This window comes from Aequorivita aurantiaca, assembly GCF_030410135.1.
GTDB lineage: Bacteria > Bacteroidota > Bacteroidia > Flavobacteriales > Flavobacteriaceae > Aequorivita > Aequorivita aurantiaca.
In genome coordinates this window covers 70,678-84,701 of record NZ_JAUGQQ010000005.1, presented here as the reverse complement: position 1 = coordinate 84,701, position 14,024 = coordinate 70,678, and the positions used below count along the sequence as shown (strand labels likewise).

Below are 14,024 nucleotides of genomic sequence, written 5' to 3'. Positions count from 1 at the left end.
TTTCGCAAAATTGTTAATGGTATTAATCGGGATCTGTTTTATTCTTAAACCGATCGAAAGCCCCGAGTTCTTTACTTCTTGGCCAGCTGTTGTTTGAGGTATCAATATCTGCAGTTTCCTCATCCGGATCTACTTCAATTTTTGTTATTTCCTTTTCCGAGGCGATTACCTTTCCAACTGATTGGTCATTTTTTCTCCAAATTTCTGCCGGATATGTAATTCTTTCAGTAGAGCCATCGCTATAAGTGAATTGGGCAAGAATAGGCATTGGAATTCCTCCTGGCTTAGTGAAAGTTACTTTATAAAAGTATTTTGGCTGCTTTAGCTTTGCCCGTTCCTCAATGGGAATATTTTCTAAAATGTATTCTTTTAATGTTTGAATTTCGTCAAGATTTGAAACGCGCATGCTCTCGTCAAAATCCTCACTGCCTTCTTCAACCATATAAACCAATGGCGGCAAATCACTTTCTGAAATTCCGCGTTCAACCATCATAGCTTTCACCTCTTTGTTCATTTTTGAGGTGACGAAGAATTTTTTTACATCCTCCACCCCAATATCTACATAATCCGTGGTATAAAACCAAGATCTCCAATACCAATCCAAATCAACTGCAGAGGCATCTTCCATTGTTCGGAAAAAATCCTCGGGGGTCGGGTGTTTGAACATCCAGCGATTCGCATATGTTTTAAATGCGAAATCAAAAAGCTCTCGGCCCATAATCGTTTCGCGAAGAATATTTAGCGCCGTAGCGGGTTTTGCATAAGCGTTTGCGCCAAAATTATAGGTGTTTATTCCCTTTGTCATAATTGGGGCAAGTTGGCTTTGATCGCCAGCCATATAATCCACAATGTTTTTTGCGGGACCTCGGCGCGACGGATATTCTTTGTTCGGTGCAATGGCATCCGGATATTCTTCTCCGAAATCTTGCTCGGCCACATATTGGGTAAAGGTGTTCAAGCCCTCGTCCATCCAAGTCCATTGGCGTTCATCACTATTTACGATCATGGGGAAATAGTTATGGCCCACTTCGTGAATAATCACGCTTATCATTCCAAATTTGGTGCGGTCGCTTATGCTGCCGTCTTTGTTGGGGCGGCCATGGTTCCAGCAAATCATTGGGTATTCCATACCTTGATTCTTGGCACTCACTGAAATTGCCTTAGGATATGGGTAGTCAAACGTCATCCGGGAAAAAGTTTTTAGGGTGCTGGCAACAGCGCGCGTGGACCAATCCTCCCACAGTGGGTTGCTTTCTGGGGGATAGAGGGAAACTGCCATCACTGATCCACTGCCCATTTTAACGGCCATCATATCCCAAATATATTTTCGGGAAGTGGCAAAGGCATAGTCCCGGACATTTTGAGCCTTGAATTTCCAAGTTCTTTTGGCGGTAGAAAAACCCTTTGCGGCCGCTTCCGCTTCGGATTGGGTTACGATAATTACAGGTTTGTCAAAAGATTTTTGGGCAGCTTCATAACGGTTCATCATTTCTTTGGTAAAAATTTCCTTTCTATTTTGAAGATCACCCGTGGCGTCCAAAATATGGTCTGCGGGCACGGTTATGTTCACCTCAAAATTTCCGAACGGAAGTGCAAATTCATCCCTGCCCCAAAACTGGCTGTTTTGCCATCCTTCCACATCGTTATAGACTGCCATTCGCGGGTAAAACTGGGCGATAACATAACCCCTGTTGCCATCCTCAAAGGTTTCGTAACCACTACGTGCACGATCCACCACGTGGTCGTTAATGTTGTACCACCATTTTATGGAGAAAACAAATTTTTCTCCAGGCAATAAATTCTTCGGCATGTCCACACGCATCATGGTTTGGTTTATGATGTATTTCAAGGGCGCTCCCTTTGCATCTTTTACTTCCAAAATATTGAAACCACCTTCAAAACCACCTTCCATATAATTCTGAACAAAATTGCCGGCCATATCTGCCGGGGCTGCATCGGAAGGTTCTATCAATGGAGATTTGGAGTCCTTTGCTCTTTTGTTTTGATCCAATTGCACCCAAAGAAATTCAAGGGGGTCTGGTGAATTGTTGGAATAGGTTATAGTTTCAAAACCAGTTATTTTTTTGTTCTGATCATCCAACTCAATATCCATTTTATAATCAGCTTGCTGTTGATAATAATTTGGACCCGGCGCACCGCTCGCTGTTCGAAACATATTTGGTGTCGAAAATTCCTCATACATCTGTTTAAACCGGTTGGTATTGTAATGGCCCGGCTCACGTTTTGTGGATTCGGATTCTTCTTGTGCTGCCATAGCCGCTGAAAATAGAAACAGCGCAAAAAGAAAGAGGGATTTAAAATTTTTCATATCTAGTCTTGATTTTTAAAAAGTATTGACCGTGTTCAAATTAGGTAAATTTTAGTTTTCCGCTTGGCTCATCCTTGTCAAGAATCAAACTTCGGCGGGTTTTGGGAGTTTTCAAATGAATAATATTCTGCTGTTCGGGGAATATTTCCATTAAAACTTTATTCTCTATATCAATTGATTTCAACTCCTTTAAGTCTTTCACCTCAAAATAGGCAACTAGCATATCGGTATCAAATTCTTTTCCGATATAATTAAGTGTCAACGGTTTTCCGTTGACCTTAATAACCAAATTTTTAAGTATGTATCGTTTTATATTTTCATCAACTTTCTTCGATTCATTTTTTGAATCCAACACAATTGATGGGTCGTACATCAGTTGCAGGGCATCTTCCACGTCATCCGTAAATATTTTTGTAATTATCTGCAACGAGTTTTCTTCCTTAACATATTCAATTTTGGTAATGCTGACATAAAATTTATGGACCGGTGCGGCGGAAATAAGAGGAAATACAAGCAGTATAAGAATATTACGAAAGAAAGGCATAATGAAAAAGGTAGCTATTGCAACATTAGACGGTTTTTGAAAGGGTATGTTACAAACTTGCGAAACATACAAAAATCCTATTTCCTTCGGTTATTATATTCCTTACTTTTTTCGAATAGAAATTCCATCAACTGCATTTCATTTTCAGGCTTCAACAAGTTTTCATCAAGCCCATTCTCCTGCGCATAAAAAAGAAAATCCACAGCTTTATCCTCTGGAATATTAAAATTTGCCGCAATAAAATCCTTACTAAACCGCTGTTGGATATTGTTGCTTAACAAGCTTTGCCTTTCTTGATTTTCAACTATAACAATTTTCTTTCCTTCCGGAAAAAGTAATTGTGCCACACCGCCCATAATTGCCAGAATATTTGCGCCATTTTGTAATGTATTTCCATGAAGGGCTTCCTCCGCCGCGTTTACAGCTATTTCCGTTTGCGCATCTGGCGAAAGGTCGTCACCATATTTTAAGTTATAATAAGGCAAGCCTAAATCTTTTGAAATGCTATAGGTCGGGATCTTTTTTACGTCCACATTAATGTTGCCGGACAGATCGTATGGTCTCACCACCACTTCTTCCAGTTGGTTAATTGCGGGATTCAGAAAAATGTTCATCACTTTGCGCTCCACAATACCTTTATCCACAATAACAGTAAAGGATTGATATTGCAGGGCGGTTATTTGCACACGCTCATTTTCCGCGATTTCAATTTCAAAAGTGCCATCGGGATTGGTGATGGTTCCCTGTTGTGAGGAAATATTGTAAACCGAAATGCCCTCGGCATCCTCGCCTTGGGGAACATGGATTTTGCCGGTAACTTTGGTGCGGTCAACATCCTGCGCAAAGAGCGCTGGAGAAATGAGAATCAATAAAAGTAGAAGTAGTTGTTTAATCATCCTTAAAAATAGGGCTTTGTTTTGTTAGTTAAAACTTAAAGTTTACGATTTCAATAGTTAAATTTACATCTCGGAAAAATATTTATAATGAAAAACCTACTAATAGCAAGCACCAGCACCGTGTACGGCGAGGAATATTTAGATTACTTAAACACTGAAATGGCAGAACTTTTTAAGGACACCGAAGAAGTTATCTTCATTCCCTTTGCCCGACCCGGTGGTATCAGCCACGATGGGTACACCGAAAAAGCTGCAAAACCATTTCAAAAAATCGGAAAAAAACTAATCGGGCTTCACACGTTTGAAAATCCCGCGGAAGTATTAAAAAACGCAAAAGGTGCATTTACTGGTGGCGGGAACACTTTCGTCTTGGTAAGCACACTCTATCGTTTAGAACTGATGCAACCACTTCGCGAAGCTATTTTTAACGGTTTGGCATATATGGGCACGAGCGCGGGCAGCAATATTTGTGGGGTTTCAATGCAAACCACTAACGATATGCCGATAGTTTATCCGCCTTCATTTAAAACCTTGGGCGCAATTTCGTTCAACCTTAATCCGCATTATTTGGATCCCGACCCTAGCAGCAAACACATGGGCGAAACCCGCGAAACCCGCATCGCGGAATTCCACTCGCAAAATAATATTCCCGTTATTGGTTTGCATGAGGGAAGTTGGTTGCGCGTAAAAGGTGATGAAATTATGCTGAAAGGAGAATTGAACGCCCGCATTTTTGAACAAGCAAAGGAGCCGTTTGAGATTGAAAGTGGAACAATTTTAAATTTAAATTCTGAATTCTGAATTAATTCAACTCTTTCACAAAATGATATCCCTTTGCCACAAAACCTTGATTGTAAAAGAATTTATGTGAAGGAAAATTATGCACATAACTGTTTAATTCCACCCAATTGCAGGATTTTTTCTTAGCGTAATCGCTTACAAATTCAACAAGTTTTTTCCCAACTCCGTGGCCGCGGTAGGCATCGTCAATTATCACGTGGTCCATTTCCAGGCTTCTCCCGGCATAATGTCGGGTTTGGAACCATAAACCGCAAGTACCGATTAATTTTTCTTCGTCGAAAATGCCTAAGCATTCATAATTCTGTTCTACCATTTCCCGCAATCGCTCTTTAATTAGGGTCTCTGAAACTGTATTATTTCCAAGCTTTTGCAAGAATGGAACAATCTTGAAAATTTCCGCAGGGTCAATAATGCGAATAGAAATGGCGTTATTTTTCAAATTATAAGTACTTTTAAAACTTCACTAAATCATAAAATGAAGCGCAACGAATTTATTAAAATTTCAAGCATTGCAAGTCTTGGTTTGGCTATTTTTCCGCAATTTTCCTTTAATTATTTTTCAGAAACATTTACGCGAAACCAACTGATTGGAAAAGGCAACCCCGATATTATTGGTGACAGCTACACCTCAAAATTGCACAAATCCGCCAAGGAAGCTTTTCAAAAAATGAAAGCTGCTGCGGCAAAGGAAAATATAAATATTGAAGTGGTTTCCGCTTACCGAAGCTTTCAGCGGCAAAAGGAAATTTTTGAAGGCAAATATAAAAAGTTCACTGCCGAAGGACTTTCCCCCGAAAAATCACTTGCAAAAATAATTGAATATTCTACCATTCCCGGCACTTCCCGCCACCATTGGGGAACCGATATTGACATTATTGACGCCAATGCCCCGCGCCCGGCCAACGTGTTAATGCCCGAGCATTTCCACGGAAGCGGACCATTTTGCAAATTAAAAATGTGGTTGAACGATAATGCCGAAAAATTTGATTTCTTCGAAGTTTATACCGATAATGGCAACCGGAAAGGTTTTAAATATGAACCTTGGCATTTCAGTTATGCGCCTGTTTCCGTTCCGATGCTCACGGCATACAAAGAACAAATTGACATGAAAAAAATGCTTTCTGAAGAAAAGATTTTAGGGAATGAACATTTTTCCGAAGCTTTTGTTTCAAAATATGTAAGCGAAAATATCTTTGACATCAATCCTCTTTTAAAATGAAAACAAAACTGAAATACAATTAATAATGTCCAGTTTTAATTTAATGTGAATAAAATAGCTGAAAACCAGAAACTTTTCAAATGAATAAAAAAGTAATCTTAATGATTCTCGACGGGTGGGGAATAACGCAAGACCCCGCCGTTTCTGCCATTGCCCAGGCCGACACCCCGTTTATTGATTCGCTTTATGATAAATATCCGCACGCACAATTGCTCACTCACGGTATGAACGTTGGGCTTCCGGAAGGACAAATGGGCAACAGCGAGGTGGGCCACATGAATCTTGGCGCCGGAAGAATTATTTACCAAGACCTCGCAAAAATAAATATGGCGGTTAAAAGTGGAACGATGAAAAGTGAGCCCGAACTTGAAAAGGCTTTTAACCACGCTATTTTCCACAATAAAAAACTACATTTTATCGGTCTCGTTTCCAACGGAGGCGTGCATTCGCATATTGATCATTTAAAGGGATTGCTTTCCGCGGCACAGCAATTTGGCATACAGGAAATGTTCGTGCATGCATTCACCGACGGTCGGGACGTTGACCCGCATTCCGGCAAAGGTTTTATTGCCGAACTGGAAAATCATTTGGCAAAAACCGGGGGCAAGTTGGCGTCAATTATTGGCCGCTACTTTGCCATGGACCGCGACAAACGCTGGGAACGCGTGAAAAAAGCCTATGATTTGTTACGTTTCGGAATTGGGAAACCATCGATGGATGCTTTAAAAAGTATTGAAGAAAGTTATGCCGAAGGAATTTCAGATGAATTCATTGAACCTATTGTTATGACCACTGCAGAAGGAATGCCCGTTGCAACGATTGAAAAGGACGATGTCGTTATTTTCTTCAATTTTAGAACGGACCGAGGGCGGCAACTTACAGAGGTTCTGACACAGAAAGAGTACGGAATTTTTGGCATGCACACCCTTCCTCTGTATTTTGTAACACTTACCAATTATGACGATTCCTTCGGAAACATTCATGTGGTTTACAATAAGGAAAATCTGCACAGCACTTTGGGCGAAGTTTTGGAGAGTAATAAAAAGAAACAAATACGTATTGCGGAAACCGAGAAATATCCGCACGTAACCTTCTTTTTTTCGGGCGGAAGGGAACTTCAATTTGAGGGCGAGAAACGAATTTTGTGCCCCTCGCCCACCGTGGCCACATACGATTTAAAACCCGAAATGAGCGCGTATGATTTGCGGGATATGATTCTTCCCGAGATTGAAAACGAAACTGCCGAATTTATCTGTTTAAATTTTGCAAACCCAGATATGGTTGGCCACACCGGCGTTTTTGAAGCAGCTGTAAAAGCCTGCGAAACGGTGGACAAGTGCGCAAAAGCCATTGTTGAAAAGGCGCTCGAAAGCCATTACACCACAATAATTATCGCCGATCACGGGAATAGTGAAACAATGCGCAACGCCGACGGCTCACCGAATACGGCACATACAACCAATCCCGTCCCAATAATTATTGTTGACGAGGAAATAAAAACCGTTAAAAATGGTATCTTGGCAGATATAGCGCCAACCATTTTGGATTTGATGGGCATTAAAAAACCTGAGATAATGACGCAACAATCATTGATTTGACTAATTCCCGATTAATCTAATATATTATGCTACACTTACTCTGGGCAATTTTGAATATAGCACTCGCATTATATTTTTTGTATCTGCTCCTAGGAATTATCGCAAAAGGAATGGGATTCTTAAACACGAAATATAAATTTTTGTCTATCGCAATTTTTGGGATTGGAATAATCCAATTGTTGTTCAGTACCAATTCAGAAGAAAATAAAGGAATTAATTATCTTGTAAATGATCAAGTTCCACATATAAATTATGAGGCTAAAATGTTAACTCTGGAAGAAAATTTAATTTTTGACACTAGATTATACGTGAAATATTATAGACACCAAGGCAAATATATTATCTATAAAAGCAATAGTTCCCTCACAGGATTTGTAAGTGGTTTTGAGTGGGAACATACCTCAACCGAACTAGAATTAAATCGCGACAATAATACAAGCTACAGGGTAAATGGTGTGTTATTTTGGAAACTTTTTAATTTTACCATTTACAAACAGCATCAACAATTCCACGGAATTATAGAAAATTAAATTTCCTAAGAAACCATGAAAAAGATATTAGTAATACTTTCCGCAACCCTGTTAGTGGCCTGCAATTCCTCAAAAGAAAAAAACAAAGTGGACAAAAATCCCTCAAAAGAAATGATTTCAGAAAACACGAAAGAAAAAATGAACGATACTGTGCCCTATGAAAATTCGGTAATGCTTTTGGGAAAAGCCAACCGAAAAGGTTTGGAAATGGATGCATTTAAAGATTGGTTCAACCCGGGTTATTCAGATTATAAAATGGATTCCGAAACGCTCGAACAATTAAAACCTCTTTTGAAAGATGTAGCCATCACCATTTTTATGGGCACATGGTGCGAAGACAGCCAACGCGAAACGCCCCATTTTTATAAAATTTTGGACGAAGCAAATTTTGATGAATCAAAACTGACGTTGATAACAGTGTCGGAAGAAAAAACCACGCCACAAGGTTTTGAGGACGAGAAAAATATTACCAATGTTCCCACCTTTATTTTCTATAAAAACGAAAAGGAATTGGGTCGAATCGTGGAATACCCAATTGTAAGCCTTGAAAAGGATATGCTCGCCATTTTAAGCGGACAGGAATACAAGCACGCTTACGCAGAATAAAACTTTAGCAACGCTATAATTCTTTGTAAATTTGCGACTCGTAAAATGACGATGATCAGAGAAACCCTCACCATAGCCGTAGATTTTGACGGAACCATTGTGGAAGATGAATATCCGCGCATTGGCCGACCCATTATTTTTGCTTTTGACACGCTAAAAAAATTGCAGGAAAATGGCCATCGATTGATTTTATGGACATATCGAAAAGGTAGCGCCTTACAGGAAGCGGTAAAATTTTGTGAGGAAAATGGAATCATTTTTTACGCCGTAAATTGCAGTTTCCCCGAGGAAGAATTTGACAGTTCCCACAGCCGAAAAATTCACGCCGATGTTTTTATTGACGATCGCAACATTGGCGGTCTTAAAAGTTGGGGCGAGATTTACCAACAGCTCATTGGCGGGGATGCTCCCGCAAGACCTAAAATTCAAAAAAAGGGATTGTTTTCCTTTCTGAAATAATAGTATGATAATTCAAAAAACAAGAGATGAAATTGAACTGATGCGCCAAAGCGCTTTGGTAGTTTCGCGAACCTTAGGAATGCTGGCAAAAGAGGTGAAACCTGGGGTTACGACCAATAAACTCAATAAAATGGCTGAGGAATATATTCGCAGCCAAGATGCAATTCCGGGGTTTTTGGGTTTGTATGATTGCCCTTCAACATTGCTTACAAGTATAAATGATGCGGTGGTTCACGGCTTGCCAACAGATGTTCCTTTAAAGGAGGGCGATATTGTAGCTATCGATTGTGGCGCCATTAAAAACGGATTTTACGGCGACCACGCCTATACTTTTGAAGTTGGCGAAGTATCTTCCGAAATAAAAAAACTATTGAAAATTACCAAAGAATCGCTTTACATCGGTATCCGCGAGTTTAAAGCCGGCAACCGTGTGGGCGATGTGGGTTTTGCGATTCAAGATTATTGTGAAGCGCAGGGTTATGGTGTTGTTCGGGAATTGGTGGGCCACGGCTTAGGACGGAAAATGCACGAGGATCCCGAAATGCCAAATTACGGCCGTCGCGGAAGAGGCAAAAAATTCATCGAAGGAATGACTATTGCCCTGGAACCGATGATAAATATGGGCACGCACAAAGTAAAACAGTTGAAGGATGGTTGGACTATTGTTACCCAAGATGGGCAGCCTAGCGCCCACTTTGAGCACAACATTGCGCTGCTAAACGGAAAACCCGAGCTGCTTTCGACCTTCGCATATATTTATGACGCATTGGGAATTGTTAGTGACGAAGAAAACGAGTTTCGCGAGAAGGAATTCGTGCTGTAAGAATTCAAAATTTTGTTCAAAAAACTTCTAAATACTATTCCGCGGCCGTTGCTTATTAGATTGAGCATCATTGGTAGACCTATCCTCGCATTCTTTCTGAAGGGAAATAAATATACCGATCCCATTGACGGGAAATCCTATAGAAAATTTCTGCCCTACGGCTATGAAAATGTTCGCGAAAACGTACTTTCCCCGGGAACGCTGTCGCTGGAAAGGCACCGGTTATTTTGGCTTTATTTGAAAAACGAAACAGATTTCTTTACCAAAAAGTTGAAGGTATTGCATTTCGCCCCCGAGCAGGCGTTTTATACAAAATTCAGAAAAATGAATAATCTGGATTATACTACAACCGATTTGAATTCGCCCATTGCCGATGTGAAAGCCGATATCTGCAAGCTGCCATTTCAAAATAATGAATTCGATTTTATAATCGGCAATCACGTTTTGGAGCATATTCCCGACGATACCAAAGCGATGCAGGAAATTTATCGCGTGCTGGCGCCCGGCGGCACGGCAATTCTTCAAGTGCCGTATAAAGCCGATCTCGCAAATACTTTTGAGGATAACACCATAACCGACCCGAAGGAGCGCGCCAAAATATTTGGGCAATACGATCACGTTCGGGTTTACGGAATGGATTATTTTACCAAACTTGAAAGTGTTGGTTTTAGGGTTGATGCCGTAGATTACACAAAAAGCCTTTCTTCGGAAGAAGTTGAAAAATACAGATTGCCAAAAGGTGAATTGATTCCCGTTTGTAAAAAACTAGTTTCCTAAACGGTTTCTAAATCCTTCGGTCATAAAAACTTGGTGGTTATTTAAAGAATCATTGAAGGTTAAATAGGCATCAACCTTTGGAAGATTTTTCAGTAATTCCTTCGACTTTTCCAAACCCAATGCCATAAATGAAGTTGCGTATGCGTCAGCTACGGCGCAAGTAGGGGCGATTACTGTTGAACTTGTCACGTCGCTCATTTGTGCCGATCCGGTTAATGGATTCAATGTGTGCACGAATTTTTTCCCCGTAAGGGAATCAATCCGAAATTTTCTATAATTGCCCGAAGAGGCCATCCCTTCATTTTTTAAGGCAACGGTCGTTTCATAACTTCTGTCTTCAAGTTCTGAATCTACGGCTTCAATGCCCACTACCCATTTTTGCTTTTTATCAAGATTTTCACCCCTTGTGAGAATTTCGCCGCCCAACTCAATCAAATAATTTTCAACACCCTTTGATTCCAAATAGCGGCCGAGACAATCTATTCCGAAGCCTTTTGCCACCGCATTAAAATCGAAATATATCTGCGGAAAATCTTTTGAAACAGTGCCATCGGCATTAATTTTCACTTTTTGGAAACCCACAAATTTCATTAAAGAATCCAAGGTTGTGCTGTCAATATTCTTTAACGGTTTTACGTCGCCAAAACCATAGGCATTTCGCAGTACCCCGATTGTCGGATCAAAATAGCCGGCGGTTTTTTTGTTTACTACGGAAGAAATTTCAAACACTTCCCGAAATATGGAATCAACAACAACGGTGGAATCGCCGCGGTTTATCTTTGAGATATCGCTCTCGGGAATATAGGTGCTCACGGAATGGTTGACTGCATCAATAACAGAGTCCAAGCCTCTTTTAAAATCGATATTATTTTCCGAATAAAGCTGGATGTTATAGGTGGTTCCAAAAGCTTCCCCCTTTAAAAAGATGGGTTTTTCCTGTTTTTCTTCACAGAAAATGAAGAGTAGCAGCACGGGTATTAAAATAAGTTTTTTCATATTTCCTGTAAACCTTTATAAACCATGGTGTAATCTTCATCCTTCAAAACCGGTTTTCCGTAATCGCTTCCGTGGCCCAGGCCAACGCCGGCATAGAAAGTTTTGGCTTCAAATTTTGCGGCGTGTTCCTTAATGGTCTGCATCAAAACGGGATCGTAAGCGTGTGCATCCTGCGGAAAAGAAACGGCGCGGACAATTATAAAGTGGAGTATTTTATTTTTCAGCGCGACGAACTGAGGATCTCTTTTCAATTTTGAATTTACCCCCAAAAATTCATAGCCTTCGGCTTCAAGTTGTTTGCCAACAATATTCATTGCGAGGTTGTGAAGTTCCTGTTTCGTAAGTTTTTCGCCCATAATAAATTCAAAATTACAAATAATTCGACTTAAAGTAATCGTACCATGAAAAAACCCATTCTGACATAATTTCAAAATGGGTTTTAATTAATTATGAATGAAATTTTAATTATATATTTTGTTTTCGCCCAACTCCGCGTGTTGAGAATTTTTTGCGCTGTTATCAGCTTTTACAACCATTACCACAAAACTTAAGTTGTTAATATTGTATTCTGACGGAACTGTGAATGTATATGTTTTTTTGTATTCCTGAAAGGCAGCAGTTTCGGGAATAGGATCGCCAAAGAGGCCGGAAAGGGAATTTCGCAAGGCATCATCGTGTACAAAATCGACAATGGGATTGCCCATTCCAAAATAGGGACTGGCCGGATTAGAATTGAAATAATTTACTTGATCTGCGATTATTCCGCTTTCCAATAAGTATACTACCAGTTTATCGCCGGGTTCGGATCCATTTCTATAAATTACTTTAGCATCAACAGAAAGCGTAGCACCACTAATTTGGGAACTTATTGAAACGGAATTATCAGTTTCCTGCCCGGCAATGCTAGTAACGACATCATAGTCATAAATTAGGGAACTTGGCGGGGTAGCATTCCATTTTACGGTTCTGTTTAATTGTGTTTGCGGAAAGCTGTCCGGCACGTCAAATTCTGCTTGAAGATCATCAATCTGTGCAAAATCCATGGGATCCGGTGGCCCTATTGAACTTTCATGAATGGCTACAATGGACACATGTTCGGTTAAGGCCTTTACCGAATCAATCGCCACTAATGCCTTCAAACAATAGCCGCACCAGGTGCCGGTGTAATCTTCAATTACTACGTTTCTTTTTGGAACATATACTGAAAAGGTTTTTACGGGAGTGGTAAAAGTTTCCCCGTTGATCACATATTCGGCGTAAACTTCATAATTGGCTTCCGTACCGGAAGAATAAGTAAACCCTGATATTGCCGAACCATTTACATAAAAAGTAGCATCAGTCGCTGTGTTGTTGCCGTCAGAATCCAATAAACCGAAAGTAATGGTTTGATTGTTCATAGCACGTAAAACATCTATAGTAAGCGCGCGTTCAGTTTCTGCAATCACTTCAAAATTCAATACATTACTTGCCACACTTTCAAAAAGCGCTTTAACGGTATAAGTGCCCGCTGCAGAAAAAGTATACGATGAACCTTGAACTTCGGCATCATTCACATACAATTTCGCGGAGGATGTATAGTTTTCCCCATCATTGCCCATAACGGTAAAATTCACCGTTTGGTTTATTGATAAAACTTCCAATTCGTTTGTTCCGGCGTCACTTGAAAGTGTGATTGCCAAATTTTCTGTGGGCGCACCTAGGGGATCTTCTTTTTTGCTGCAACCAATAAGGGCAATACAGGCAAAGAGTAAAAATGCTTTTAAATAGGGAGATAGTTGCATAATATCAGTTTGTTAAATAATAAAGTGGGCTAATATAACGTATTTACAAAATAAGTTCAGATTTTGGAATGTTAAATCCATAACTTTCGGCAATTCAAATCTAAGTATTTATTAAAAATAACTTAATATTGCGAATACTTTAATTAATTCTAAAAAAATTTTGAATGAAAAGAATTATCCCCTTTCTTCTTGCACTGGTTACTTTCAGTGCCGTTGCGCAAAATGATTTACCAAAAGTGGACATGACCACCCTTGATGGCGCTCCTATCAATTCCAATGATCTTTCAACGGATGACAATGTGATTGTGATTTCACTTTGGGCCACTTGGTGCGTTCCCTGTATTAAAGAATTGGATGCCATTAGTGAAATTTATCCTGATTGGCAGGCAGAAACCAATGTAAAACTTTACGCTATTTCAATTGACGACAGTCGCGGAGTTCAGCGCGTTAAGCCAATGGTTAATGGGAAAGGATGGGATTATACGGTACTTTTGGATACCAATAATGATTTTAAACGTGCCGTGGGTGCTGCCACAGTACCTTTGACTCTTTTGGTAAAAAACAATCAGATTGTTTATAGGCATTCTGGATATAGCCCCGGCGCGGAATTGGAACTTTATGAAAAAATAAAGGAATTTTCAGTAGCCAATTAATTCATTCACCAA

Annotated in this window: 16 protein-coding genes; 9 read left to right on the top strand and 7 right to left on the bottom strand. The window is 40.0% G+C overall.

The features are described 5' to 3' along the window. Nucleotides 1–22: 22 nt before the first annotated feature. The 3 genes from QRD02_RS09190 to QRD02_RS09180 form a co-directional block, all read right to left on the bottom strand. Nucleotides 23–2,329: a M1 family metallopeptidase gene (locus QRD02_RS09190; RefSeq protein ID WP_290254647.1), complete on the bottom strand. Its 2,307-nt coding sequence runs from the start codon at nucleotides 2,327–2,329 to the stop codon at nucleotides 23–25. A 40-nt stretch (nucleotides 2,330–2,369) separates the two neighbouring features. Next, nucleotides 2,370–2,873 (bottom strand): DUF6702 family protein, encoded by a 504-nt coding sequence (locus QRD02_RS09185; protein WP_290254646.1) that lies wholly within the window; start codon nucleotides 2,871–2,873, stop codon nucleotides 2,370–2,372. Nucleotides 2,874–2,950: 77 nt separating this feature from the next. Then, entirely contained in the window at nucleotides 2,951–3,769 is an 819-nt protein-coding gene (locus QRD02_RS09180; protein ID WP_290254645.1) for a BamP family beta-assembly machinery protein, read from the bottom strand. Between the two features lie 87 nt (nucleotides 3,770–3,856). On the opposite strand from QRD02_RS09180, the gene pepE reads away from it, so the two are divergent. After that, entirely contained in the window at nucleotides 3,857–4,570 is a 714-nt protein-coding gene (gene pepE / locus QRD02_RS09175; RefSeq protein WP_290254644.1) for a dipeptidase PepE, read from the top strand. A gap of 1 nt (nucleotide 4,571) precedes the next feature. Here pepE and QRD02_RS09170 read toward each other — a convergent pair whose 3' ends face one another. Then, a complete protein-coding gene (locus QRD02_RS09170) occupies nucleotides 4,572–5,009 on the bottom strand; it encodes a GNAT family N-acetyltransferase (RefSeq protein ID WP_290254643.1) in 438 nt (145 codons plus the stop codon). Between the two features lie 36 nt (nucleotides 5,010–5,045). On the opposite strand from QRD02_RS09170, the gene QRD02_RS09165 reads away from it, so the two are divergent. The 7 genes from QRD02_RS09165 (at nucleotide 5,046) to QRD02_RS09135 (ending at nucleotide 10,582) form a co-directional block, all read left to right on the top strand. Then, the gene (locus QRD02_RS09165) at nucleotides 5,046–5,789 is read left to right on the top strand and encodes a M15 family metallopeptidase (protein ID WP_290254642.1); all 744 of its coding nucleotides are present in this window, start codon (nucleotides 5,046–5,048) and stop codon (nucleotides 5,787–5,789) included. Between the two features lie 80 nt (nucleotides 5,790–5,869). After that, complete coding sequence (gene gpmI / locus QRD02_RS09160; RefSeq protein ID WP_290254641.1) at nucleotides 5,870–7,387, top strand: 2,3-bisphosphoglycerate-independent phosphoglycerate mutase; 1,518 nt, start codon at nucleotides 5,870–5,872, stop codon at nucleotides 7,385–7,387. A gap of 26 nt (nucleotides 7,388–7,413) precedes the next feature. Further along, nucleotides 7,414–7,917 (top strand): hypothetical protein, encoded by a 504-nt coding sequence (locus tag QRD02_RS09155; RefSeq protein WP_290254640.1) that lies wholly within the window; start codon nucleotides 7,414–7,416, stop codon nucleotides 7,915–7,917. A gap of 15 nt (nucleotides 7,918–7,932) precedes the next feature. Further along, the gene (locus QRD02_RS09150) at nucleotides 7,933–8,523 is read left to right on the top strand and encodes a thioredoxin family protein (RefSeq protein ID WP_290254639.1); all 591 of its coding nucleotides are present in this window, start codon (nucleotides 7,933–7,935) and stop codon (nucleotides 8,521–8,523) included. Nucleotides 8,524–8,574: 51 nt separating this feature from the next. Continuing rightward, nucleotides 8,575–8,982 (top strand): BT0820 family HAD-type phosphatase, encoded by a 408-nt coding sequence (locus tag QRD02_RS09145; protein WP_290254781.1) that lies wholly within the window; start codon nucleotides 8,575–8,577, stop codon nucleotides 8,980–8,982. Nucleotides 8,983–8,986: 4 nt separating this feature from the next. Then, nucleotides 8,987–9,805, top strand: a complete 819-nt coding sequence (map, locus tag QRD02_RS09140; RefSeq protein ID WP_290254638.1) for a type I methionyl aminopeptidase — start codon at nucleotides 8,987–8,989, stop codon at nucleotides 9,803–9,805. Between the two features lie 12 nt (nucleotides 9,806–9,817). Further along, the gene (locus QRD02_RS09135; RefSeq protein WP_290254637.1) at nucleotides 9,818–10,582 is read left to right on the top strand and encodes a class I SAM-dependent methyltransferase; all 765 of its coding nucleotides are present in this window, start codon (nucleotides 9,818–9,820) and stop codon (nucleotides 10,580–10,582) included. On the opposite strand, the gene QRD02_RS09130 is transcribed toward QRD02_RS09135, so the two are convergent. The 3 genes from QRD02_RS09130 to QRD02_RS09120 form a co-directional block, all read right to left on the bottom strand. Beyond that, the gene (locus QRD02_RS09130) at nucleotides 10,571–11,578 is read right to left on the bottom strand and encodes an FAD:protein FMN transferase (RefSeq protein ID WP_290254636.1); all 1,008 of its coding nucleotides are present in this window, start codon (nucleotides 11,576–11,578) and stop codon (nucleotides 10,571–10,573) included. The two genes, QRD02_RS09135 and QRD02_RS09130, sit on opposite strands and share 12 nt — an antisense overlap. Further along, nucleotides 11,575–11,934 carry a DUF8840 domain-containing protein gene (locus tag QRD02_RS09125; protein ID WP_290254635.1) on the bottom strand — a complete coding sequence of 120 codons (360 nt, stop codon included), beginning with the start codon at nucleotides 11,932–11,934 and terminating at the stop codon, nucleotides 11,575–11,577. The genes QRD02_RS09130 and QRD02_RS09125 overlap by 4 nt, the downstream gene beginning before the upstream one ends. A gap of 105 nt (nucleotides 11,935–12,039) precedes the next feature. Continuing rightward, entirely contained in the window at nucleotides 12,040–13,359 is a 1,320-nt protein-coding gene (locus QRD02_RS09120) for an Omp28-related outer membrane protein (protein ID WP_290254634.1), read from the bottom strand. A 164-nt stretch (nucleotides 13,360–13,523) separates the two neighbouring features. On the opposite strand from QRD02_RS09120, the gene QRD02_RS09115 reads away from it, so the two are divergent. Further along, the gene (locus QRD02_RS09115) at nucleotides 13,524–14,012 is read left to right on the top strand and encodes a TlpA family protein disulfide reductase (RefSeq protein ID WP_290254633.1); all 489 of its coding nucleotides are present in this window, start codon (nucleotides 13,524–13,526) and stop codon (nucleotides 14,010–14,012) included. Nucleotides 14,013–14,024 lie beyond the last annotated feature (12 nt).

Bases quoted from the DNA above. Each gene is read 5' to 3' on its own strand.
- QRD02_RS09190 (WP_290254647.1), bottom strand. From the start codon at position 2,329: ATGAAAAATTTTAAATCCCTCTTTCTTTTTGCGCTGTTTCTATTTTCA.
- QRD02_RS09185 (WP_290254646.1), bottom strand. From the start codon at position 2,873: ATGCCTTTCTTTCGTAATATTCTTATACTGCTTGTATTTCCTCTTATT.
- QRD02_RS09180 (WP_290254645.1), bottom strand. From the start codon at position 3,769: ATGATTAAACAACTACTTCTACTTTTATTGATTCTCATTTCTCCAGCG.
- pepE (WP_290254644.1), top strand. From the start codon at position 3,857: ATGAAAAACCTACTAATAGCAAGCACCAGCACCGTGTACGGCGAGGAA.
- QRD02_RS09165 (WP_290254642.1), top strand. From the start codon at position 5,046: ATGAAGCGCAACGAATTTATTAAAATTTCAAGCATTGCAAGTCTTGGT.
- gpmI (WP_290254641.1), top strand. From the start codon at position 5,870: ATGAATAAAAAAGTAATCTTAATGATTCTCGACGGGTGGGGAATAACG.
- QRD02_RS09155 (WP_290254640.1), top strand. From the start codon at position 7,414: ATGCTACACTTACTCTGGGCAATTTTGAATATAGCACTCGCATTATAT.
- QRD02_RS09150 (WP_290254639.1), top strand. From the start codon at position 7,933: ATGAAAAAGATATTAGTAATACTTTCCGCAACCCTGTTAGTGGCCTGC.
- QRD02_RS09145 (WP_290254781.1), top strand. From the start codon at position 8,575: ATGATCAGAGAAACCCTCACCATAGCCGTAGATTTTGACGGAACCATT.
- map (WP_290254638.1), top strand. From the start codon at position 8,987: ATGATAATTCAAAAAACAAGAGATGAAATTGAACTGATGCGCCAAAGC.
- QRD02_RS09130 (WP_290254636.1), bottom strand. From the start codon at position 11,578: ATGAAAAAACTTATTTTAATACCCGTGCTGCTACTCTTCATTTTCTGT.
- QRD02_RS09125 (WP_290254635.1), bottom strand. From the start codon at position 11,934: ATGGGCGAAAAACTTACGAAACAGGAACTTCACAACCTCGCAATGAAT.
- QRD02_RS09120 (WP_290254634.1), bottom strand. From the start codon at position 13,359: ATGCAACTATCTCCCTATTTAAAAGCATTTTTACTCTTTGCCTGTATT.
- QRD02_RS09115 (WP_290254633.1), top strand. From the start codon at position 13,524: ATGAAAAGAATTATCCCCTTTCTTCTTGCACTGGTTACTTTCAGTGCC.